Below are 20,838 nucleotides of genomic sequence, written 5' to 3' on the forward strand. Positions count from 1 at the left end.
TGTTTTTCAACTATTCCAGGGGTAGCGACATGACCACCAGCAACCTGCTCGCCCAGCTGTTTCCCACCTGCGCCGCCGACATTCCCGAACAATTGCGCCTGGCAGCGCCCATCGAACAGCGCGATTACCTGGTCGACGGCCAGTTGCAGGTATGGAACGGCCCGTTAGCCAAGGTGCAGAGCCCGGTGCAACTGGGCGACGAACGTGTGCATATCGGCAGCACGCCGCTGCTGGATGCCGCCACCGCCCTGACCGCCCTCGACGCCGCCGTGCGCGCCTATGACCGGGGCCAGGGCGAATGGCCGACGATGCGCGTGGCCGACCGCATCCAGCATGTCGAAGCGTTCTTGCGACGCATGCGTGAACAACGCGACGCGGTGGTGAAGCTGCTGATGTGGGAAATCGGCAAGAACCTCAAGGACTCGCAGAAAGAGTTCGACCGTACCTGCGACTACATCATCCACACCATCAATGCCCTCAAGGAACTCGACCGTCGCTCCAGCCGTTTCGAGCTGGAACAGGACACCCTCGGCCAAATCCGCCGCGTCCCGCTGGGCGTGGCCTTGTGCATGGGCCCTTATAACTATCCGCTGAACGAAACGTTCACCACGCTGATCCCGGCGCTGATCATGGGCAATACCGTGGTGTTCAAGCCGGCCAAGCTCGGCGTGCTGCTGATCCGCCCGCTGCTGGAGGCGTTCCGCGACAGTTTCCCGGCAGGGGTGATCAACGTGATCTACGGCAGCGGCCGTGAAACCGTCAGCGCGCTGATGGCCAGCGGGAGGATCGATATCTTCGCGTTTATCGGCACCAACAAGGCCGCCAGCGACTTGAAGAAATTGCACCCCAAGCCGCACCGCCTGCGCGCGGCGTTGGGCCTGGATGCGAAAAACCCCGGCATCGTGCTGCCTGAGGTGGACTTGGACAATGCCGTCAGCGAAGCCGTTACTGGTTCCCTATCGTTCAACGGCCAGCGCTGCACCGCGTTGAAAATCCTGTTCGTGCATGAAGACGTCGTCGGCAGCTTTATCGACAAATTCAACCAGAAGCTGGCCACGCTCAAGCCCGGCATGCCGTGGGAGGACGGCGTGGCGCTGACGCCATTGCCAGAAGTGGGCAAGGTGGATTACCTCAACAGCCTGGTGGCCGATGCCGCGCAACACGGTGCCAATGTGGTGAATGAGCATGGCGGTGAGAGTCGCGGTTCGTTCTTCTACCCGGCCGTGCTTTACCCGGTGAACCCGCAGATGCGCGTGTACCACGAAGAACAGTTCGGCCCAGTGGTGCCGATCGTGCCTTACCGTGATGTAGAGAAGGTGATCGACTACGTGCTGGACTCTGATTTCGGTCAACAACTGAGCATCTTCGGTACGAATGCCGCGGAAGTTGGGCGCCTGGTGGATACCTTTGCCAACCAGGTCGGCCGTATCAACATCAACGCCCAGTGCCAGCGCGGCCCGGACACTTTCCCTTTCAACGGGCGCAAGAACTCGGCCGAGGGCACGTTGTCGGTACATGACGCATTGCGCGTGTTCTCAATCCGCACCTTGGTGGCGACCAAATTCCAGGAGAGCAACAAGGCGCTGGTCAGCGATATATTGCGCAACCGTGATTCGAGTTTCTTGACCACTGATTACATTTTCTAACAACGCCACATTTGACCGCATACATTCATACCGTAGAGGCCAATTTTAGAACGATGAACCTGCCCTTCTTCGCCCGGCGCCTGTTGCGCCCCTTGCTCGACCCGTACCGCCGCTATCGCCATGCCAAGCTGATCCACGCCGTGCGCGTGTCCATCGGCTTGCTGGCGACGATTATGCTGACCACTGGCCTCAACCTGCCCCATGGTGAGTGGGCCTCGGTGACCATGCTGGTGGTGATCGGCGGCTTGCAGCACCACGGCAATATCGGCAAGAAAGCCGTGGAGCGTGCCTATGGCACCTTGATCGGCGCCAGTGTCGGCCTGTTGCTGGTGGTGCAGGAGGCATACGTCGGCCAGCCGCTGTTGACCTATCTGCTGATGTCGGTGGTGTGCGGCTTCTTTTCCTACCACGCCATCGGCAAGGGCGGCTACACCGCGTTGCTCTCGGCGATCACTGTGTTTATCGTCGCGGGTCACGGCGACAACCCGCTGTCGGACGGGCTATGGCGCACCGTGGATATCCTGATCGGCATCGCCCTCGCCCTGGCCTTTTCCTTCGCCCTGCCGCTGTATGCCGTGTACTCCTGGCGCTACAACATGGCCAGTGCGTTGCGCGATTGCGCCGAGATCTACAGCCGGATCATCAATGGCGAGTCGGTCACCGATGATAAACACCTGAAGCTGCTCAATCGTCTGAATGCCGCGATGTTGCAGTTGCGCTCGTTAATGCCGTCGGTGTCCAAGGAGGTACGCATCTCCATGACTGAACTGGACGCGATACAGCGGCATTTACGGATGTGCATCAGCACCCTGGAGATTCTCGGCAATACCCGGCCTGACCCTCGCGACGAACCGGCGATGGCGCGGATGCAGGTGATATTGAAGGCCGAGCATCGGCAAATTCGCGTGCAACTGGTGGGCATGGCACGGGCGTTGAAATCTGGCCTAACGGAGCGGTTGGAGCGGCCGAGTCACGCCAGCGTTGAGCCTGGGTTGGACGTGCCGGTCTATAGCGCATTGGATGGCTACCGGCTGCTGACCTTGCAACTGGCGCAGAACATCGGTGCGATGCGCCAGAGGCTGGCCAAGAGTGCCGGGCGCTGGAAAATCTGAATTCGCTGGGAGAAAAAGAAATTCCCCATGCGTCTACAGATTTTAAGGTTTTCACACTTTACCTTACAAAGTTTTCACGTTTTATTCACATCCCGGAACGTAGTGTGAAGCCTCATCCGTTACAAACGTTGCATATCAAGCCCGCCGCCCCAGCGGGCCTTTTTTTTGCCTGGAATTCGAGCTAGCGCGCCGCCTTGTTCGCTGGCGCTATCGACTGCTCACGAATGGCCCGCTGGGTATCCAGCACCTTGGCCAAGGCATGTTCCGCTTCCGGACTTTGCTGTGGCACGCGGATCGCCGCCGACACCAGGGTGATCAACTTGGCCATCACCTCGGCATCCGTTGCCGGACGGCCCAGGCTCATGGAGTTCATCAGCAGGCGCAGCTCGGTCCCGGCCATCACGCCGGAAATCGCCTTGAGGGCAAATTGCAGGCGCACCCCAAGTTCATTGCGCGGCAGATCCGGCAAGGCCAGGGCGAAAGCTTCGAAGAAACGCTGGAACACCGGCTGGTAATGCACCTTGAGGTATTCCTGGATAAACGGCGACGTGTCGCTGTAGACCCGACCCAGGAACCGGATAAACGAACGCCCTTCCCCACTCGCGCTGGCTGGATCGCTGCGTTCCAGGCCCATGGCGGGGGCAAATAGCACGCCAAGCAAGGTGTCGCAATCAAGTGGGCCATCGGACTCGGCTTCGCAGCGTGCCAACAGTTCCAGGCGCTGCTCGTTGAGCGGTTCCAGGCGCTGCATCAGCAAAGTTTTCATCAGGGAGTCCTTGTCCCCGAAGTGGTAGTTCACCGCCGCCAGGTTGACCTGGGCACGCTCGGTAATCTGCCGCAACAAAACTGCGTCGTATCCATACTTGATGAAGAGAGCCTCTGTCGCATCCAGCAATCGAGTCTTGGTAATGTTCGGAGCGCTGACTTTCTTCGCGACCATAGAGATTCCACGCGGAAAAATTGTTTAAAAATATAATTTGATTTTTTATACCGGGGCCGCCGTTCGAAAGCAAGTATTGACACAGCACCCGAGGATCGAAAGCCTTGGCCGATGGGCTCGCCAAGGCACGTCGACGGGGTTTTGAGCAACCTGCGCGCGCCCTGGAAGTGGCATTTTGCCAAGGTAAAACCGCTCTATATCCATGGCTGGCGAAGCGGCTGGAACGCGGTTAGTATTCAAACAATATTTTAAAAACAAGAAACAAAACCCATCTGTGACGTGCACCCAAAATTCCTCCTTAACTTGTTACAAGGCTTTACAAAAGGAGGTGGCGGCCGCGGCGAGACTGAAGGCGTATTCATGACAGATACCCCCGCGCACCCAGGCTTGATCTCCCTGCAAGGCATCGGCAAAAGCTATCAACTGGCCGGGCAACACCTGTGCATTCTCAATGATGTATGCCTGACCATCGACAGCGGCGACAGCTGCGGCATCCTGGGGGCGTCCGGCTCCGGCAAAAGTACCTTGCTCAATATCCTCGGCCTGCTGGACCTGCCCAACTGTGGTCAGTACCACTTCGCCGGCCACGATATCTTCAACGCCACCCCCGACCAGTTGGCGGCCATCCGCAATCAGCAGATCGGTTTCGTGTTCCAGAGTTTCAACCTGCTGCCACGCCTCAGCGCCCTGGACAATGTCGCCCTGCCCTTGAGTTATCGCGGCGTATCGCGCCATGAGTCAGTGGAGCAAGCGCTGCGCATGCTCGAGCAAGTCGGCCTGGCCGACCGTGCCCACCACCGCCCCGCCGACCTTTCCGGCGGCCAGCGCCAACGGGTCGCGATTGCCCGGGCCCTGGTCGGCAAACCCTCGGTGATACTGGCCGACGAACCCACCGGCAACCTCGACAGCACCACCGCCCAGGACATCATGGACCTGCTGCTGGCGTTGAACCGCGAGCAACAGGTCACGCTGATCATCGTCACTCACGACCCGCACATCGCCGAGCGCCTGGAACGCAAGATCCTGGTGCGCAATGGCGTGGTGCAAGAGGCCGGCTGCGTATGACCCAGCAGGGAGAGAGCAGCCTGCGGGTCGAACAAAGCCTCAGCCAACTGCTGCACGAAGCGTTTGTCAGCCTGCGCACCTTAGGCAAGCGTTCGATCCTGGCCCTGCTGGGTATCGTGATCGGCAGCTCGTCGGTGGTGGCGCTGATTAATATCGGCCATAACGCGGCGGTGGATGCCGCGATGATCTTCAAGGACATGGGCACCGACACCCTGATCGCCCAGTTCCCACCTAAAGGCGGCAGCAGCTCACCGATGCCCGCCCGCCTCGACCTGGACGCCGTGCGCCAGGCGGTGCCAGGCATCGCGCACATTGGCGCCCTCACATTGTTCAGCGGGCCCATCGTATTCCATGGCCGCACCGTCAACACCAACTTCGTCGGCAGCACACCGGATATCAAGGACGCGATGCGCCTGGCACTGCAACAGGGACGTTTCCTGTCGAGCTTTGATGCCAACGAAACCTACGGCGTGATCGGCGCGCAGGTGGCCGAGGCCCTGGGCGTGCCGGGAGATCCGCTGCAACTGGGCGATCGTGTGCGCATCAACGATTACCTGTTCCTGATTGTGGGCATCCTGCAAGGCCAGCCGCGGGCAATGCTAATGCCGGTGCAGGCCAACGAATCACTGTTCATCCCCGCCGAAGGCATGCGCCGCATCTACGCAACGCCGCAGATCAGCAACGTGATCATCCGCGCCACGCAAGGCCAGGACATGGAGCGCGTTGCCAGGAACACCGCCGCCGCCCTGAAACCGCAACTTCCCGACCACGATGTGGACATCCAGGTGCCCCAGCAAATGATCGACGGCATGACCCGGCAAAGCCGCACCTTCGCCTATCTGCTGCTGGCCCTGGGGGCGATTTCCCTGGTGGGCGGTGGCGTGGGGGTGATGAACGTGATGTTGATGAACGTCTCGGAGCGGCGTCGCGAAATCGGCATTCGCATGGCTCTCGGCGCGCGCCAGCGGGACATCCGCAACCTGTTCCTGCTCGAAGCCATCACGCTCACGGCGGTGGGTGCCTTGTGCGGCGCGGTGTTGGGCATGACCGCCGCGTGGCTGTATGCCTGGCTGTCGGGCTGGGAATTTGCACTCGCTGTCGCGGCCTTGCCGCTGGGGGTGGGCAGCACGTTGCTGGTGGGGTTGTTCTTCGGCATCTACCCGGCAATCTCGGCCTCACGGTTGCAACCGGTGGAGGCCCTGCGCGATGAATAAATGGCTCTGGCTGCTCGCATTGGTCAGCCTGCCTGGCGTGGCCGCCGACGTGGTGATCAAACCGTCGGCGCCGAGCACCACGCGCAGCGGTTACGATCGGGGCGTCTCGCTGAATGCCCAGGCCACCACCATGACCCTGGGCGACGCAGTCTACCTGGGCCTGCGCAACAACCCGGCAATTCGCAGCGCCTACCTGCAACGGGTAGCGCAGAAGTTCGACCTGCGCGTAGCCGAAGATGTGTTCAGCCCCAAGCTCACCCTCAACAGCTACTACCGTAATACCCGCGGCTCAGCCGACAACGCGCGCAATGCCAGCGTGGCGCCGGCCACCAGCCTGCTCGGCGAATACGGCACGCGCCTGAGCATGGCCTGGACCCAGCAACTGAGCAACGCCGACCGCGCCGGCCGCTATCGCAGCGACGGTCTCGACCTCGCGATCATCCAGCCACTGCTGCGCGGCGCCGGCTGGGACGCCACCACCGCACCGCTGCGCCTGTCGCGCCTGTCGGAACAGGCCAACCGCTTGAACCTCAAGGCCACCGTGGCGCAGACCATCAGCCAGATCATCGCGACCTACCGCGAGCTGCTGCGCGCCCAGGAGCAACTGAGCATCGTGCAGGACGCCCTCAAGCGCTCTGACACCTTGCTGCAAGTCAACAAGGCGCTGATCAGTGCCGGGCGCATGGCCGAATTTGAAATCGTGCAGACCGAAGCCGACATCGCCACCCAGCAACTGGGCGTGGAAGAGGCGCAGAACCAACTGGACACCAGCCGTCTCTCCCTACTGCGCCTGCTGGCCCTGGACCTGTCCACGCCGGTCCGCGCCACCGAAGCCCTGGAGGCCCGGCCGATGCAAATCGACAAGCGCCAGGCCTTCAACCTGGCGCAGACCCAGCAGCCGGAATACCTCGCGGCCCTGCTCGGCAGCCAGCAGGCTGACCTCAACCTGGTGATCGCCAAGGACTCCGGGCGCTGGCAGGTGGACCTGGTAGCCGGCGCGAATCAGGTGCGCGACGCCTACAATAACGATGCCGGCAGCAGCAATAATCGCACGTGGGACAGCTACGCCGGGGTGCAGGTGCAAATCCCCATCGGCGATATCAGCACGCGCCAGGCCGAAGTCCGCGCACGGGTAAACGTGGAGGACCAGCAGATCCGCATCACCGACGCGCGCCAGGAACTGGAGCGTAGCGTCAACGATGTAGTGCGCGACCTCGGCACCCGCTGGCGCCAATATGAAATCTCCCAGCGCGCCGTGGAATTGTCGCGGCGCAAGATCGAGATCGAACGGGAAAAACTCAGCGCCGGGCGCTCCACCAACTTCCAGGTGCTGAGTTTCGAGACCGACCTGCGCAACGCCGAAAACGCGCAGCTCAATGCGCTGATCGCTTATTTGAACGCCCAGACCCAGCTCGACTTGACGCTGGGCATGACGCTGGAAAGTTGGGAAATCGCCCTCAATGACTACTAATCAGAAACGCCTGCTGGGCGCCGTATTGATCGTACTGCTGGGGGGCGCGGGCATGGCCTTGCGCAGCCCTGCGTCCGCGCCGGCCAGCACCAGCGAGCAGTGGCTGGCCGTCAAGCCCGACGCGCTGGTGCACCAGATCGGCCTGGTGGGCAAAATCGAGCCCGACACCACCATCACCCTTACCGCGCCTTTCGATGGCAATGTGCAAGCCAATCTGGTGGAGCAAGGCCAGCGGGTCGAGGCCGGCCAAGTGCTGTTGCGCATGGACCCGACGACCCTGGAGGTGCAACTGCGCGACGCCCTCTCCGCCCAACTCAAGGCCCGGCGCACCGTGCAAGAGATGCAGGACTGGGACAACGGCCCCACCGTCAGCCGTGCACGCCGCAGCCTGCGCACCACCGAAATGACCGCCAGTAACACCCAGCGCAAACTCACCGAAAGTGAAAACCTGTTCCAGCGCGGCATCATCCCGCGCAATGAGTTGGACGACCTCAAGCAACAGACCCAGCAGCAACAACTGGACCTGGCCTCCGCACGCAGCGAACTGCAACAGGCGATCGACCAGGGCAAGGGCGAATACCGCCAGATCGCCGATATGGAACTGACCAACGCCACGGTGAAATACGACGCGCTGCACCAACTGCTCGAAGGCAAAGAGGTCAAGGCACCGTTCTCCGGCATCGTGGTGCCACCGCCGGGCAATAGCGCCTCCTCCCAAGGCGGCGGCAACAACAATGCCCCGGTGCAGGCTGGCAGTAAGGTCAGCCAGGGTGAGGTGTTGTTTGGCCTGGCAAATATCGAGCGGCTGAAAATCGTTGCCAAGGTGTCAGAGCTGGACATCAACCAGTTGCACCAGGGCCAGGCGGTGGAAGTGCTGGGGGATGGTTTTGAGGGGGAGCGGCTGACAGGGTCGGTAAGCGTGGTGAGCGGTTTGGCGATTGCCACCGACAGCCAGGGCAGCGCGCAGTTTCCGGTGACCTTGTCGATCCCCAGGCTCACGCCGCAACAGTTGCAACGGGTGCGTCTGGGGATGAGTGCGCGGTTGACCATCGTGACCTACAACAATGCGCAGGCGATTGTGGTGCCGAGCCAGGCGATAGGGCCGGACATGACGGTTGAATACCGGGCGGCGATGGATAAGCCGGTGGAGCGGGTGACGGTGACGACTGGGCAGTCCACGGCGCAGGGGGTTGAGGTGTTTGGCCTCAAACCTGGACTTGTGAAAGTCTCAAGATAAATGAAGATCCAAATGCGGGAGCGGCCTTGCCCGCTCCCACATTTAGATTTTTGTCAGCTTTAAGGCAAGTGCCTTGGCTTGCATCGCCACATCCGTTACCGCCGTACTTTCCCACCACATTCCCCGCAACGGCGGCCCCATGGCAAACAACCGCGCGCTGACCTGCCCCTGAGCATCCACCACCGCCCCCGAAGCATCCGCCGTGATCCCCAACGCCAACGGCCCTGGCTGAATCAACCCACGCTTGAGCAACTGCTGCGGCAACGGCCGGGCCACGCGGCGCCAGTCGTATTCGATGCCGCTGGAGTTGATCAACGCCGCCCCTGAAACCTGAGTGACCGCTTGCTCGCCGCGGTAACGCAAACGGATGGTCACCCCTTCAACCGAAGGTTCCAGCCCTTTGTAAGACGCCGCCCGAATCCGCAACCGCCCCTCTTCCTGCAACCGTGCCACCCGTTGCGCGCTCAACGGCGGCGAGCGGTGATGATGGCTTTCCCACCACGGCCTTACATGACGCACGAACTGACGTTTTTCACGCTCGCTGGCCTGGCTCCACAGGCGACCGATGTGCGCGCGCACCGTGTCCAGCGGCGCTTGCCAATCGATGCCCTGCGCTTGCGCAATCCGGCATTGGCGACGCACCTCACGCAGCAATTGCCAAGGAGTGCGCAGGCTGTAGTCTTCGCCGAGAAAATCCACCCAGCTCGGCGGTTGTCGGCGCACATGGGGTAGCAGGCCGTGACGCGAGAAAACTTCGATCGGCCCACAATGCCCGGCCTGTTCCAGGGACACCACGGCGTCGACCATGGTCAACCCGGAACCGATGATCAGCACCGGCGCTTGCGGGTCAATCAAGGTCATCGCCTGCACGTCCCAAGGGTCGACCGCCGCCGCGTTCAAGCCGCTGGACTTGGTCTGCGGTGTACGCGCCGCCGGGAACATGCCGGTGGCCAACACCGCAAAGCTGCCGCGCAGTTGCTGCCCGTTATCGAGGGTGAGCAGCGTCGAGGCTTCATCCACTTGCAGGTCGACCCCTTCACCGCGCACATGCTCGACGCTGGAAGCGGACTGCGCCTTGGCTTCGGCCAAGCGTTGCTGGGCATACAGACCAAACATCCCGCGCGGTGGAAACAGCTCGCTGATCGGCACAGCCTGCTGGCCTGACTCGGGCCACCCGCCCGCGCCGATGTAGTCGGTGAGCCATTGGGTCAGGTCGTCGGCATTGTCCGGGTCAACGCTCATACGCGCCGCGTTGCCGTTCAGGGTGTGGCCCAGTTCGACGGAGCTGTAGGCTTCGCCGCGGCCGAGTTCAGCGCGCGGCTCGATCACCAAAATCTGCCGCTTGCCCGGCAAGCGCAGCAGTTGCACGGCCAGCATCGTGCCGCTCAGGCCGCCGCCGATGATCAGCACATCAGCGTTGCGGATGGATTCAGTCATGCGGAGTCGCCCTTACTGTTTGCCCAGATAAATATCATGCAGGTCGCCCCGCGCCAGCAGTTCAGCGGCGCTGCCACTCAGGGCTACACGCCCAGTATCCAGCACGTAGCCGTGGGACGCATAGTTCAGTGCGACGTTGGTGTTCTGTTCGGCGATCAAAAAGCTCACCTGCTGCTCACGGTTGAGTTGCGCGATGCTCTCGAAAATCTCCTGCACGATCATAGGCGCCAAACCCATGGACGGTTCGTCGAGCAGTACCAAAGTAGGACGCGTCATCAGCGCCCGGCCGATGGCGACCATCTGTTGCTCGCCGCCCGGCGTCAGCCCGGTGCAGGTGAGTGTCGGCACGCTCCATCACTCCTGGCGGCAGGACTTTGCCGAAGTAATCCTCGGTCGCGGTTTGCAGCACGATGTCCACTACGCCCAAGTGGTTCTGCGGGATCTGGCCCAGTGAAGGGTCCGCGGCGGAAATCAGTTTGATCACCTCGTCCACGGTCACATAGGACACCTCGGCGCGGCCAGGCGCCTGGCAACCTCGATGGCTTCCGCGTCCGAGCGGATGATATGGGCAGGGTGTTGAGGGTGGGCAGACAAGGGCCGACTCCAGGCTCCGTTGGGATGCTGGAGTGATTGCAGGGGTCGTGCCTGAATTTAATCGCCAATAAAATCAGCGACTTGCTGTTAAATCAGCGCGGTAGAGCGCGTTTCAAACCAGCAAAGTGTGCAGCTACTGTTGCCTGGCGGACAGTTAGATCACCACGTTGCGGATGAAGCGCACCGCGACGTCACCCTCGTTGCGATAGGCGTGGGGCTGGTGGCTGGCAAACATGAAGAATTCGCCGGCATGGAGGGTGTTTTCAACGTCCCCCACCACCAGGGTCAGGCTGCCCTCGAAAACAAACAGCTGCTCGCTCCAGCCTTCCAGATCCGGGTCTGGGCAGTAGCGGTCACCGGGTTCGAGGCGCCACTCCCATAGCTCCACTTCACGCCGCGCGGTCGCTTTGGCCAGCAGCACCGCCTTGCTGCCAGTAATTTCACCGGCCCAAGCCAGCTCATTGATGCGGCTGTGGTCACGCACATCCGGCGCCTGGATCAGGTCGCTGAACGCCACCTCCAACGCTTCGGCCACGCGGTCGAGGGTAGACAGGCTGACATTCTTCTCCCCCGCCTCAATCGCCACCAGCATGCGCCGGCTGACCCCGGACTTTTCCGAGAGCGCGGTCTGGCTGAGGTCGGCGGCATGGCGCAGGCGACGAACATTCTGGCTGACGTGCTGCAGGACCGAGGCCCGTTGCGGATTTTCTTTGTGCACTATATTGCTCAATGGGTGGGTGTGCGCAGTATACTGCCCAGCGTGCGGCGCATTGTGCGGTCCGTGCCTTTCCCTTGCAAGACCGAGCCGCCATGACCACCCCGAACTCCCCTTCGCGTTTCAACCGTTTCAGCAAAGCCGAATGCATCCTGGTGGTGATCACCATGATATGGGGCGGCACCTTTTTGCTGGTGCAGCACGCGATGACCGTCAGCGGGCCAATGTTTTTCGTCGGCCTGCGTTTTGCTGCTGCGGCCATTGTGGTTGGCTGCTTTTCCTTGCGCACCCTGCGTGACTTGACCTTGTTCGAATTGAAGGCCGGTGTGTTTATCGGTGTAGCGATCATGTTTGGCTACGGCCTGCAGACCATCGGTTTGCAGACCATCCTGAGCAGCCAGTCGGCGTTTATCACCGCGCTCTATGTGCCATTCGTGCCACTGCTGCAATGGCTGGTGCTGGGCCGTCGTCCGGGGTTGATGCCGAGCATTGGCATCATGCTGGCGTTTGCCGGCTTGATGCTGCTGACGGGGCCGGCGGGGGCGTCGTTGAATTTCAGTCCCGGTGAAATCGCTACGCTGATCGGCGCCATCGCCATTGCGGCGGAAATCATCCTGATCAGTGCATTCGCGGGGCAAGTGGATGTGCGCCGGGTGACGGTTGTGCAACTGGCCACCGCTTCGCTGTTGTCGTTCCTGATGGTGGTGCCGATGGGTGAAGCGCTGCCGGGGTTTTCGTGGTTGCTACTGTTCAGCGCGGTGGGCCTGGGCTTGACCAGTGCGGTGATCCAGGTCGCGATGAACTGGGCACAGCAGAGTGTTTCGCCGACGCGGGCGACTTTGATTTATGCCGGTGAGCCGGTGTGGGCGGGCGTGGTGGGGCGGATTGCCGGCGAACGCTTCCCGCCGATTGCGATGCTGGGAGCGGTGTTGATTGTGGCGGCGGTGATTGTGAGTGAGATGAAGAGGAGCAACTCGAAAGCTGTTGAGGCTAAGGCCGATGTTGAGCCGGAAAGTCAGGGTTGATGCTATGCGCTGCAAGCGGCAAGACGCTCGGGCCCGGCTATCCCCTTGAAGACTGCCACTTGTAGCTGCCTTCGACTGCTTCTGTAGGATCCTTACACATCTTGCCGTTTGGTGATCGCGAAAGCGGCACGTATGATGCATCCCAAACTCCCGCAGATTAGAAGCCTATGTCCCTGATAGTTCTACTGCTTCTGCCTTTTATTGGCAGCTGTCTGGCGGCCTTGCTGCCGCACAATGCACGTAACACCGAATCCCTGCTGGCAGGCCTTGTGGCGCTGGTTGGCACCCTTCAAGTCGCCCTGCTCTACCCCCAGATCGCCCACGGTGGCGTGATCCGCGAGGAATTCATGTGGTTACCCAGCCTTGGGCTGAACTTCGTGCTGCGCATGGATGGGTTTGCCTGGCTGTTCTCAATGCTGGTGCTCGGCATCGGTTCGCTGGTTTCGCTGTATGCGCGTTACTACATGTCGCCGGACGATCCGGTGCCGCGCTTTTTCGCGTTTTTCCTGGCATTCATGGGCGCCATGCTCGGGCTGGTGATTTCCGGCAACCTGATCCAAATCGTGTTTTTCTGGGAACTGACCAGCCTGTTCTCGTTCCTGCTGATCGGCTATTGGCACCACCGCGCCGATGCCAGGCGCGGCGCTTATATGGCGCTGATGGTCACCGGTGCCGGCGGCTTGTGCCTGCTGGCGGGCGTGATATTGCTGGGGCATATTGTCGGCAGCTATGACCTGGACCTGGTATTGGCGGCGGGCGATCAGATTCGCGCGCATTCGCTGTACCCGGCCATGCTGGTCTTGGTGTTGATCGGTGCCCTGAGCAAAAGCGCGCAGTTCCCGTTCCACTTCTGGCTACCCCACGCGATGGCAGCCCCAACGCCGGTGTCGGCGTATCTGCATTCGGCGACAATGGTGAAAGCCGGCGTGTTCCTGCTGGCCCGCTTGTGGCCGTCGCTGTCCGGCAGCGAAGAATGGTTCTATATCGTCGGCGGTGCCGGCGCCCTCACCCTCCTCATCGGCGCTTACTGCGCCATGTTCCAGAATGACCTCAAGGGCCTGCTGGCCTACTCCACCATCAGCCACCTCGGGCTGATCACCTTATTGCTGGGCCTTAACAGCCCGCTGGCCGCCGTTGCCGCGGTGTTCCATATTCTCAATCACGCGACCTTCAAGGCGTCGCTGTTCATGGCGGCGGGCATCATCGACCACGAAAGCGGCACGCGGGATATCCGCAGGCTCAGCGGCCTGGTGCGGCTGATCCCGTTTACCGCGACCCTGGCAATGGTCGCCAGTGCATCCATGGCCGGCGTGCCGCTGCTCAATGGTTTCCTGTCCAAAGAAATGTTCTTCGCCGAAACCGTATTCGTGTCATCGACCGCCTGGGTGGAAATCGCCCTGCCGATGATCGCGACTATCGCCGGCACCTTCAGCGTGGCCTATGCGCTGCGCTTCACGGTCGATGTGTTCTTCGGCCCGCCCGCAACTGACCTACCCCACACGCCCCACGAACCGCCGCGCTGGATGCGCGCGCCGGTTGAGTTGCTGGTATTCACTTGCCTGTTGGTGGGGATTTTCCCGGCCCAGGTGGTCGGTTCGATCCTCGCAGCCGCCGCGCTGCCGGTTGTCGGCGGTGAGTTGCCCGAATACAGCCTGGCGATCTGGCACGGCTGGAATGCGCCGATGATCATGAGCCTGGTAGCCATGTCCGGCGGCGTGGTGCTGTACCTGCTGCTGCGCAAGCAACTCAAGCGTGGCCGCTTCAAGTACCCGCCGGTGATCAGCTACTTCAACGGCAAGCGCATGTTCGAGCGCTGCCTGGTGGTGATGATGCGCGGCGTGCGCAAGATCGAAAAACGCATCAGCACCAAGCGCCTGCAAACCCAGCTGTTTCTCCTGGTGCTGGTGGCGGTCATCGGCGGCATGATCCCAATGATCAACAGTGGCCTCAGTTGGGGCGACCGGCCGAGAATCCCGGGCTCCATCGTGTTTGTTACCCTCTGGCTACTGGCGATCGCCTGCGCCCTCGGTGCCGCCTGGCAAGCCAAGTATCACAGGCTGGCGGCCCTGACCATGGTCAGCGTGTGCGGCCTGATGACCTGCGTCACCTTTGTGTGGTTCTCGGCGCCGGACCTGGCGTTGACCCAACTGGTGGTCGAAGTGGTCACCACGGTGCTGATCCTGCTGGGGCTGCGCTGGTTGCCGCGGCGGATCGAAGAAGTGTCGCCACTGCCCAGCTCGCTGCGCAAGGCACGCATCCGTCGTCTGCGCGACTTCCTGTTGTCGACCGTGGTGGGTGGCGGCATGGCGCTGCTGTCCTACGCGATGCTGACCCGCCAGACGCCCAACGATATCTCCTCGTTCTACCTCAGCCGCGCACTGCCCGAAGGCGGCGGCAGCAATGTGGTGAACGTGATGCTAGTGGATTTCCGCGGCTTCGACACCCTCGGCGAAATCACCGTACTCGGCGCCGTGGCGCTGACGGTGTACGCCCTGTTGCGCCGCTTCCGCCCGTCGAAAGAAAGCATGCAACTGCCCGCACAACAGCGCCAACTGGCGCCGGACGTGGCCACCGACCTGGTCAACCCGCGCCAGGCCAGCGATACCGCCCTGGGCTTTATGATGGTGCCCGCGGTGCTGGTGCGCCTGCTGCTGCCGATTGCGCTGGTGGTGTCGTTCTACCTGTTTATGCGCGGCCACAATCAACCGGGCGGCGGGTTTGTCGCAGGCCTGGTGATGTCGGTGGCGTTTATCCTGCAATACATGGTGGCCGGCACCCAGTGGGTCGAGGCACAGATGAGCCTGCGGCCGATGCGCTGGATGGGCTTCGGGCTGTTCTCGGCGACCCTCACCGGGCTCGGCGCACTCTTTGCCGGGTACCCGTTCCTGACCACCCATACCTGGCATTTCAACTTGCCGCTGCTGGGCGATATCCACATCGCCAGCGCGCTGTTCTTCGACGTCGGCGTGTACGCCATGGTCGTCGGTTCGACGCTGCTGATGCTCACTGCCCTCGGTCACCAGTCGGTGCGAGCGCATAAACCGAGCAACCAGGCCAAAGTCGTTGCTGCAACAGAAGGAGCCGCCTGATGGAAGAAGTCATCGCAATTGCCATTGGAGTCCTGGCCGCCTCCGGCGTCTGGCTGATCCTGCGGCCACGGACGTTCCAGGTGGTGATGGGCCTGTGCCTGCTGTCGTATGGGGTCAACCTGTTCATCTTCAGCATGGGCAGCCTGTTTATCGGCAAGGAGCCGATCATCAAGGACGGCGTGCCGCAGGACCTGCTCAACTACACTGACCCGCTGCCCCAGGCGCTGGTGCTCACAGCGATCGTGATCAGCTTCGCCATGACCGCGCTGTTTCTGGTGGTGTTGCTGGCCTCGCGTGGCCTGACCGGTACTGACCATGTTGATGGCCGGGAGCCCAAGGAATGAATTGGGTCAACCAACTGATCGTTGCACCGATCCTGCTGCCATTGCTCACCGCCGCGCTGATGCTGATGCTGGGCGAAAAACGTCGCCCGCTGAAGGCGCAGATCAACTTGGTCTCGAGCATGCTTGGCCTGGGCGTGGCCATTGTGCTGCTGTATTGGACGCAAAAAGGCGGCCCCGGCTCGATCGGGGTGTACCTGCCGGGCAACTGGCAAGCGCCGTTTGGCATCGTGCTGGTGGTGGACCCGTTGTCAGCGCTGATGCTGGTGCTCACCGGGATCATCGGCGTGAGCGCGCTGCTGTTCGCCATGGCCCGCTGGGATCGTGCAGGCACCAGTTTCCATGCGCTGTTCCAGATCCAGATGATGGGCTTGTATGGCGCGTTTCTCACCGCAGACCTGTTCAATCTGTTCGTGTTTTTCGAGGTGCTGCTGGCGGCGTCCTATGGCTTGATGCTGCACGGTTCCGGCCGTGCGCGGGTGTCGTCGGGGCTGCATTACGTCGCGATCAACCTGCTGGCGTCGTCACTGTTCCTGATTGGCGCGGCGATGATCTATGGCGTGACCGGCACCCTGAATTTTGCTGACCTGGCGCTGAAAATCCCGCTGGTGCCGGAAGCCGATCGCGGCCTGCTGCATGCCGGTGCGGCGATCCTCGCCACCGCGTTCCTGGCCAAGGCCGGCATGTGGCCGCTGAACTTCTGGCTGGCCCCAGCCTATTCCTCGGCCAGTGCGCCGGTGGCGGCGATGTTTGCGATCATGACCAAGGTCGGCGTGTACACCGTGCTGCGCCTGTGGACCCTGCTGTTCTCCGGCCAGGCCGGTGCGTCGGCGCTGTTTGGCGGCGACTGGCTGGTGTATGGCGGCATGGCAACGATTATCTGCGCGGCGTTGGCCATGTTGGCGGCGCAGCGCCTGGAACGCATGGCCAGCCTGAGCATTCTAGTGTCAGCCGGGATTCTGCTGTCGGCGGTGGGCTTCGCCCAGCCGAGCCTGACTGCTGGGGCGCTGTTCTACCTGGTCAGCTCCACACTGGCGTTGAGCGCGTTGTTCTTGCTGGCTGAATTGATCGAGCGCTCACGTTCGGCCAACGATCTGCCGCTGGATGAGGAAATCGATGCGTTGCCCAAGGCCATGGAATCCCTGCATCCACGCCCCGGCGTCAACCTTGATGACGAACAGAAGGCTGTGGTTGGCCAGGTGATTCCGTGGACCATGGCGTTCCTCGGCTTGAGCTTTGTCGCCTGTGCGCTGTTGATTATCGGTATGCCGCCGCTGTCCGGGTTTATTGGCAAACTCAGTTTGTTGAGTGCGCTGGTCAATCCGCTGGGCTTGGGCAACGCAGCGGATGCGCCGATTCGTCCAGCCGCCTGGGGCTTGGTGGCGCTGTTGATCCTCTCGGGCCTGGCCTCGCTGATCGCCTTCGCCCGCCTCGGCATCCAGCGTTTCTGGACCCCGGAAGAGCGCCCTTCGCCGCTGCTGCGTCGCTACGAGTGCCTGCCGATCTTCTTCCTGCTCGGCTTGAGCATCCTGCTCACCTTCAAGGCCGAACCGCTGATGCGCTACACCCAGGCGACCGCCGAAAGCCTGAACAACCCGGAACACTATGTGATGGCGGTGATGGCGACGCGCCCGATTCCAAGCCCTGAAGCCAAGGCCGCAGCCGTGGAGGTGCAACCATGAAGCGCCTGTTCCCCGCCCCGTGGTTGTCACTGGCGTTGTGGGTGTTGTGGCTGGTGCTGAACCTGTCGGTGAGCCCCGGCAACCTGTTGCTGGGCGCGCTGCTGGGCTTTCTCGCACCGCTGCTGATGGCGCCGCTGCGCCCGCTGCCGATCCGCATCCGCCGCCCCGGCGTGATCATTCGCCTGTTCTTCGTGGTGGGCCGTGACGTCATCGCCTCCAACCTGCAAGTGGCCTGGGGCGTGCTGGTGTGCGGCTCGCGCCCGCCGCGCTCGCGCTTTATCAAGATCCCCCTGGACCTGCGCGACGCCAATGGCCTGGCCGTCTTGTCGATGATCACCAGCGTCACGCCCGGTACCGTCTGGTCGGAACTGGCGCTGGACCGCAGTATTTTGCTGATCCACGTGTTCGACCTGAATGACGAAGCGCACTTTATCCAGCACTTCAAACACGCCTACGAACGGCCCCTGATGGAGATCTTCGAATGAGCGACCTGCTCTCCAATGCGATCCTGTTCAGCCTGTTCCTGTTTTCCCTGGCAATGGTGCTGACGCTGTTACGCCTGTTCAATGGCCCGTCGGCCCAGGACCGGGTCCTGGCGCTGGACTATTTGTACATCCTGGCGATGCTGATGATGCTGGTGCTGGGCATTCGGTATGCGAGTGACACTTACTTTGAAGCGGCGCTGCTGATTGCGCTGTTTGGCTTCGTAGGCTCGTTTGCCCTGGCGAAATTCCTGCTGCGTGGGGAGGTGATTGAATGATGCCGTTATGGGTGGAAGTGATCGTGGCGGTGCTGCTGGTATTGAGCAGTGTGTTTGCGTTGATTGGCGCGATTGGCTTGCTGCGGATGAAGGACTTTTTTCAGCGCATGCACCCGCCGGCATTGGCCTCGACCTTGGGCGCATGGTGCGTGGCGCTGGCGTCGATCATCTACTTTTCGGTGCTCAAGTCCGGGCCGGTGTTGCACGGGTGGTTGATTCCGATTTTGTTGTCGATCACGGTGCCGGTGACCACATTGCTATTGGCCCGCACCGGACTGTTCCGCAAGCGCATGGCCGGTGATGACGTCCCCGCCGAGGTCAGCAGCCGCCGCTGATCCCTTGAATGAACACGGTCAAAAATGTGGGAGCGGGCTTGCTCGCGAATGCGGTCTGTCAGTTGATGATAGTGGCGATTGATACACCGCATTCGCGAGCAAGCCCGCTCCCACATTTGGATGGGTACTTGGCGAAAGATCGGATGTGTGGCGGGGACGCCTTTCGAACATCAGGTATCAGGAAAAGGAATTCCCATCATGGATATCAAGTGTTCCGTGTTTATCGCCGCAAGCATTGACGGTTTCATCGCCCGGCCAGATGGCGATATCGAGTGGCTGCACCGGCCGGAATATGAGCTGGCAGCGTTGAACGGCCTGACGTATGAAAGCTACATCGCGACGGTCGATGCGCTGGTGATGGGCCGCAAAACCCTGGAAAAAGTCCTGTCGTTTCCAGAGTGGCCCTATGAGGGTATGCCGGTCATCGCCCTTTCTCACCAGGCCGTAGAAATCCCAGCGTATTTGCAGGGCAAGGTCGAGGTGATGTCTCTGGACCCAATCGCGCTGGTGGCACAGTTAGCCGAGCGCGGCATGAAGCATCTCTATATCGACGGTGGCCAAACGATCCAGGCGTTTCTTGAAGCGGGCCTGATCGATGAGCTGATCATTACGCGTATTCCGATTTTACTCGGGCAAGGAATCCCACTCTTCAGCCAGATCGGTCGAGAACTTGAGCTTCGCCATATCCGCACGCATGAGTCGGACAATGGTTTTGTTCAAAGTCGGTATCAAGTGATGCAATCTTCATAGCGGCGGCAGACACTCATATCGCGCAAGACGGACAGGAGGTCAGGATGACTAAGCACATTATTGTGATTGGCGGCGAGTCCACCGAAGACATGCAGCGTATGACGCGTATCGATAAACACATCGTCGCGTCATCAGGCAAAACGCACCCTACTGTGCTCTATATCTCCACCGCCAATGGCGATGACCGAATCAAGATTTCCGATTTCACCGCCAAATATGAAAGCGCTGGCTGTCGCGTAACTACGCTGGCATTTTTCATTTCACCCTTCCCCAACGCCAATCATGTTTCATCACTCTTTGAGCAAGCCGACATCATTTACGTGCCAGGCGGAAATACCCGCGCCATGTTGGCGATCTGGCGCGAATTTGCTGTAGTGGACCCTCTGAAGAAGGCCTGGGAAAACGGCAAAGTCCTGTGTGGTGTCAGTGCAGGCGCCATTTGCTGGTTCGAGCATGGGCATTCCGATTCAGGGGGAGCGTTTGCGCTGGTTCACTGCCTGGGCTTGCTGCCAGGAGCACTGTGTCCGCATTTCAGCTCAGAAGCAGGAAGGGAAACCTCGTTTGTCGAGCTTGTTCAGCGTGAGGGGATACAACCCGCCTACGCGGTCGATGATGGCGTCGCTTTGCATTTCAAGGACGGCGAGTATCACGAGACGATCTATAACGACGCAGCTAGTAACGCCTATAAAGTCAGTACAAGCCCCCCCTACCTAGCACAGGTATTGCAAACTTCAGGCGGGTAAACGCAGCAAGGAAATTTCCGACAGTGTTTTAGGGTTGTCGCTCGGAAGATGGCTGCCTAATCTTCGGTGGTCGCTGAAAACTCAGCGACCGGGTTTCGCAGCCCGGTTAAACTCTAGACGCACAGCGTCCACCTCAAGATAGCGGGCGCTTTTTTATGCCTGATGTTATGGCGGCTGTGCGCGGGATACCTTCGGGTATGCCGGGTGCCTAGAGTCCCGGTCTGCGAACCTGCGCACAGCTGCCACCCGGGTATCGTTTCGCAGCGATGGGTGGTGGCTCCAATACTCTAGGAGCTTCGCCATGATTAAAGACAGTCCGAATCCGCCGTCAGACTCAGCCGCGTTTCATACTGCGGCTCATCGAGCAATTAACCACTACTTGAACCCACCTGAGGAACCAGAGCCGTCTACTGAGGGCCATAGTTTATTTACCGTACGCGAAGGATTAGACGTCGAGACGCTGCTGGTCAACGCGTCGGAGGACATTGGTTCTGTTCAGGCGCTCACTAGTCACCTAGCGTTCGAAATCGAAGGCACTCCGCGTGACGTAGCACTCGGGATTTGTCGAATTCTGGAAGGGATTCAGCTCTTGGTAGAGCGCGCATTAGACCAACGCTCGTCTAGATAGGCAGATAAAAAATTCCACATACCGTCCGGGCGCATCTTTATTGCGTTTGTATAG

General features: G+C 61.1%; 19 protein-coding genes and 2 pseudogenes. 16 read left to right on the plus strand and 5 right to left on the minus strand.

Annotation, left to right across the window (positions count from 1 at the left end; genetic code table 11):
* Window positions 1–29 precede the first annotated feature (29 nt).
* Together AACY08_RS01220 and AACY08_RS01225 are read left to right on the plus strand one after the other, a co-directional pair.
* Window positions 30–1,646, plus strand: a complete 1,617-nt coding sequence (locus tag AACY08_RS01220) for an NADP-dependent glyceraldehyde-3-phosphate dehydrogenase (protein ID WP_339467445.1) — start codon at window positions 30–32, stop codon at window positions 1,644–1,646.
* Between the two features lie 53 nt (window positions 1,647–1,699).
* Window positions 1,700–2,758, plus strand: coding sequence for an FUSC family protein (locus AACY08_RS01225; protein WP_339467447.1), 1,059 nt, complete (start codon window positions 1,700–1,702; stop codon window positions 2,756–2,758).
* Window positions 2,759–2,939: 181 nt separating this feature from the next.
* Here the strand turns inward: AACY08_RS01225 and AACY08_RS01230 are convergent, their stop codons facing one another.
* Window positions 2,940–3,698 (minus strand): TetR/AcrR family transcriptional regulator, encoded by a 759-nt coding sequence (locus tag AACY08_RS01230; protein WP_339467448.1) that lies wholly within the window; start codon window positions 3,696–3,698, stop codon window positions 2,940–2,942.
* A gap of 360 nt (window positions 3,699–4,058) precedes the next feature.
* On the opposite strand from AACY08_RS01230, the gene AACY08_RS01235 reads away from it, so the two are divergent.
* Genes AACY08_RS01235 through AACY08_RS01250 form a run of 4 tightly spaced genes read left to right on the plus strand, consistent with a single transcriptional unit; the run spans window position 4,059 to window position 8,685 of the window.
* Window positions 4,059–4,763: an ABC transporter ATP-binding protein gene (locus AACY08_RS01235; RefSeq protein ID WP_339467449.1), complete on the plus strand. Its 705-nt coding sequence runs from the start codon at window positions 4,059–4,061 to the stop codon at window positions 4,761–4,763.
* Window positions 4,760–5,977: an ABC transporter permease gene (locus AACY08_RS01240; protein ID WP_339467451.1), complete on the plus strand. Its 1,218-nt coding sequence runs from the start codon at window positions 4,760–4,762 to the stop codon at window positions 5,975–5,977. The genes AACY08_RS01235 and AACY08_RS01240 overlap by 4 nt, the downstream gene beginning before the upstream one ends.
* Window positions 5,970–7,448: a TolC family protein gene (locus AACY08_RS01245; protein ID WP_339467453.1), complete on the plus strand. Its 1,479-nt coding sequence runs from the start codon at window positions 5,970–5,972 to the stop codon at window positions 7,446–7,448. Before AACY08_RS01240 ends, AACY08_RS01245 begins: the two co-directional genes overlap by 8 nt.
* Window positions 7,438–8,685: an efflux RND transporter periplasmic adaptor subunit gene (locus AACY08_RS01250; protein WP_339467455.1), complete on the plus strand. Its 1,248-nt coding sequence runs from the start codon at window positions 7,438–7,440 to the stop codon at window positions 8,683–8,685. The genes AACY08_RS01245 and AACY08_RS01250 overlap by 11 nt, the downstream gene beginning before the upstream one ends.
* A gap of 42 nt (window positions 8,686–8,727) precedes the next feature.
* On the opposite strand, the gene AACY08_RS01255 is transcribed toward AACY08_RS01250, so the two are convergent.
* From AACY08_RS01255 to AACY08_RS01270, 4 genes and pseudogenes are all read right to left on the minus strand, one after another.
* Entirely contained in the window at window positions 8,728–10,122 is a 1,395-nt protein-coding gene (locus AACY08_RS01255) for an FAD/NAD(P)-binding protein (protein ID WP_339467458.1), read from the minus strand.
* 12 nt (window positions 10,123–10,134) lie between these two features.
* Window positions 10,135–10,458: pseudogene (locus AACY08_RS01260) on the minus strand (ATP-binding cassette domain-containing protein); the annotation flags it as partial.
* A gap of 31 nt (window positions 10,459–10,489) precedes the next feature.
* Window positions 10,490–10,716 (minus strand): annotated as a pseudogene (locus tag AACY08_RS01265) (SfnB family sulfur acquisition oxidoreductase); the annotation flags it as partial.
* Between the two features lie 154 nt (window positions 10,717–10,870).
* Window positions 10,871–11,434, minus strand: coding sequence for a helix-turn-helix domain-containing protein (locus AACY08_RS01270; RefSeq protein ID WP_339467460.1), 564 nt, complete (start codon window positions 11,432–11,434; stop codon window positions 10,871–10,873).
* Window positions 11,435–11,526: 92 nt separating this feature from the next.
* Between AACY08_RS01270 and AACY08_RS01275 the strand changes: the two genes are divergently transcribed.
* The 10 genes from AACY08_RS01275 to AACY08_RS30330 all read left to right on the plus strand — a co-directional run bounded on the left by AACY08_RS01275 (window position 11,527) and on the right by AACY08_RS30330 (window position 20,784).
* Window positions 11,527–12,456 carry a DMT family transporter gene (locus tag AACY08_RS01275; protein ID WP_339467461.1) on the plus strand — a complete coding sequence of 310 codons (930 nt, stop codon included), beginning with the start codon at window positions 11,527–11,529 and terminating at the stop codon, window positions 12,454–12,456.
* A 167-nt stretch (window positions 12,457–12,623) separates the two neighbouring features.
* The gene (locus tag AACY08_RS01280) at window positions 12,624–15,545 is read left to right on the plus strand and encodes a monovalent cation/H+ antiporter subunit A (RefSeq protein WP_339467463.1); all 2,922 of its coding nucleotides are present in this window, start codon (window positions 12,624–12,626) and stop codon (window positions 15,543–15,545) included.
* Window positions 15,545–15,889: a Na+/H+ antiporter subunit C gene (locus tag AACY08_RS01285; RefSeq protein ID WP_003192163.1), complete on the plus strand. Its 345-nt coding sequence runs from the start codon at window positions 15,545–15,547 to the stop codon at window positions 15,887–15,889. The genes AACY08_RS01280 and AACY08_RS01285 overlap by 1 nt, the downstream gene beginning before the upstream one ends.
* Window positions 15,886–17,568 carry a monovalent cation/H+ antiporter subunit D gene (locus AACY08_RS01290; RefSeq protein ID WP_339467465.1) on the plus strand — a complete coding sequence of 561 codons (1,683 nt, stop codon included), beginning with the start codon at window positions 15,886–15,888 and terminating at the stop codon, window positions 17,566–17,568. Before AACY08_RS01285 ends, AACY08_RS01290 begins: the two co-directional genes overlap by 4 nt.
* Complete coding sequence (locus tag AACY08_RS01295) at window positions 17,565–18,053, plus strand: Na+/H+ antiporter subunit E (protein ID WP_339417917.1); 489 nt, start codon at window positions 17,565–17,567, stop codon at window positions 18,051–18,053. The genes AACY08_RS01290 and AACY08_RS01295 overlap by 4 nt, the downstream gene beginning before the upstream one ends.
* Entirely contained in the window at window positions 18,050–18,328 is a 279-nt protein-coding gene (locus tag AACY08_RS01300) for a K+/H+ antiporter subunit F (RefSeq protein ID WP_339467467.1), read from the plus strand. Before AACY08_RS01295 ends, AACY08_RS01300 begins: the two co-directional genes overlap by 4 nt.
* A complete protein-coding gene (locus AACY08_RS01305; protein WP_010209506.1) occupies window positions 18,325–18,663 on the plus strand; it encodes a Na+/H+ antiporter subunit G in 339 nt (112 codons plus the stop codon). Before AACY08_RS01300 ends, AACY08_RS01305 begins: the two co-directional genes overlap by 4 nt.
* Before the next feature lie 198 nt (window positions 18,664–18,861).
* Window positions 18,862–19,413, plus strand: a complete 552-nt coding sequence (locus AACY08_RS01310) for a dihydrofolate reductase family protein (RefSeq protein WP_339467468.1) — start codon at window positions 18,862–18,864, stop codon at window positions 19,411–19,413.
* A 44-nt stretch (window positions 19,414–19,457) separates the two neighbouring features.
* The gene (locus tag AACY08_RS01315; RefSeq protein ID WP_339467471.1) at window positions 19,458–20,156 is read left to right on the plus strand and encodes a Type 1 glutamine amidotransferase-like domain-containing protein; all 699 of its coding nucleotides are present in this window, start codon (window positions 19,458–19,460) and stop codon (window positions 20,154–20,156) included.
* 301 nt (window positions 20,157–20,457) lie between these two features.
* Entirely contained in the window at window positions 20,458–20,784 is a 327-nt protein-coding gene (locus AACY08_RS30330) for a DUF6124 family protein (RefSeq protein ID WP_445262014.1), read from the plus strand.
* Window positions 20,785–20,838 lie beyond the last annotated feature (54 nt).

It is taken from the genome of Pseudomonas sp. EL_65y_Pfl1_R83, assembly GCF_963970695.1.
In the GTDB taxonomy this organism is placed as follows: domain Bacteria; phylum Pseudomonadota; class Gammaproteobacteria; order Pseudomonadales; family Pseudomonadaceae; genus Aquipseudomonas; species Aquipseudomonas tritici.

Coding starts and splice junctions, on each gene's coding strand:
- AACY08_RS01240 (WP_339467451.1), top strand. CDS start 4,760: ATGACCCAGCAGGGAGAGAGCAGCCTGCGGGTCGAACAAAGCCTCAGC.
- AACY08_RS01300 (WP_339467467.1), top strand. CDS start 18,050: ATGAGCGACCTGCTCTCCAATGCGATCCTGTTCAGCCTGTTCCTGTTT.
- AACY08_RS01255 (WP_339467458.1), bottom strand. CDS start 10,122: ATGACTGAATCCATCCGCAACGCTGATGTGCTGATCATCGGCGGCGGC.
- AACY08_RS01250 (WP_339467455.1), top strand. CDS start 7,438: ATGACTACTAATCAGAAACGCCTGCTGGGCGCCGTATTGATCGTACTG.
- AACY08_RS01275 (WP_339467461.1), top strand. CDS start 11,527: ATGACCACCCCGAACTCCCCTTCGCGTTTCAACCGTTTCAGCAAAGCC.
- AACY08_RS01310 (WP_339467468.1), top strand. CDS start 18,862: ATGGATATCAAGTGTTCCGTGTTTATCGCCGCAAGCATTGACGGTTTC.
- AACY08_RS01245 (WP_339467453.1), top strand. CDS start 5,970: ATGAATAAATGGCTCTGGCTGCTCGCATTGGTCAGCCTGCCTGGCGTG.
- AACY08_RS01315 (WP_339467471.1), top strand. CDS start 19,458: ATGACTAAGCACATTATTGTGATTGGCGGCGAGTCCACCGAAGACATG.
- AACY08_RS01280 (WP_339467463.1), top strand. CDS start 12,624: ATGTCCCTGATAGTTCTACTGCTTCTGCCTTTTATTGGCAGCTGTCTG.
- AACY08_RS30330 (WP_445262014.1), top strand. CDS start 20,458: ATGATTAAAGACAGTCCGAATCCGCCGTCAGACTCAGCCGCGTTTCAT.
- AACY08_RS01235 (WP_339467449.1), top strand. CDS start 4,059: ATGACAGATACCCCCGCGCACCCAGGCTTGATCTCCCTGCAAGGCATC.
- AACY08_RS01305 (WP_010209506.1), top strand. CDS start 18,325: ATGATGCCGTTATGGGTGGAAGTGATCGTGGCGGTGCTGCTGGTATTG.
- AACY08_RS01295 (WP_339417917.1), top strand. CDS start 17,565: ATGAAGCGCCTGTTCCCCGCCCCGTGGTTGTCACTGGCGTTGTGGGTG.
- AACY08_RS01225 (WP_339467447.1), top strand. CDS start 1,700: ATGAACCTGCCCTTCTTCGCCCGGCGCCTGTTGCGCCCCTTGCTCGAC.
- AACY08_RS01230 (WP_339467448.1), bottom strand. CDS start 3,698: ATGGTCGCGAAGAAAGTCAGCGCTCCGAACATTACCAAGACTCGATTG.
- AACY08_RS01220 (WP_339467445.1), top strand. CDS start 30: ATGACCACCAGCAACCTGCTCGCCCAGCTGTTTCCCACCTGCGCCGCC.
- AACY08_RS01285 (WP_003192163.1), top strand. CDS start 15,545: ATGGAAGAAGTCATCGCAATTGCCATTGGAGTCCTGGCCGCCTCCGGC.
- AACY08_RS01290 (WP_339467465.1), top strand. CDS start 15,886: ATGAATTGGGTCAACCAACTGATCGTTGCACCGATCCTGCTGCCATTG.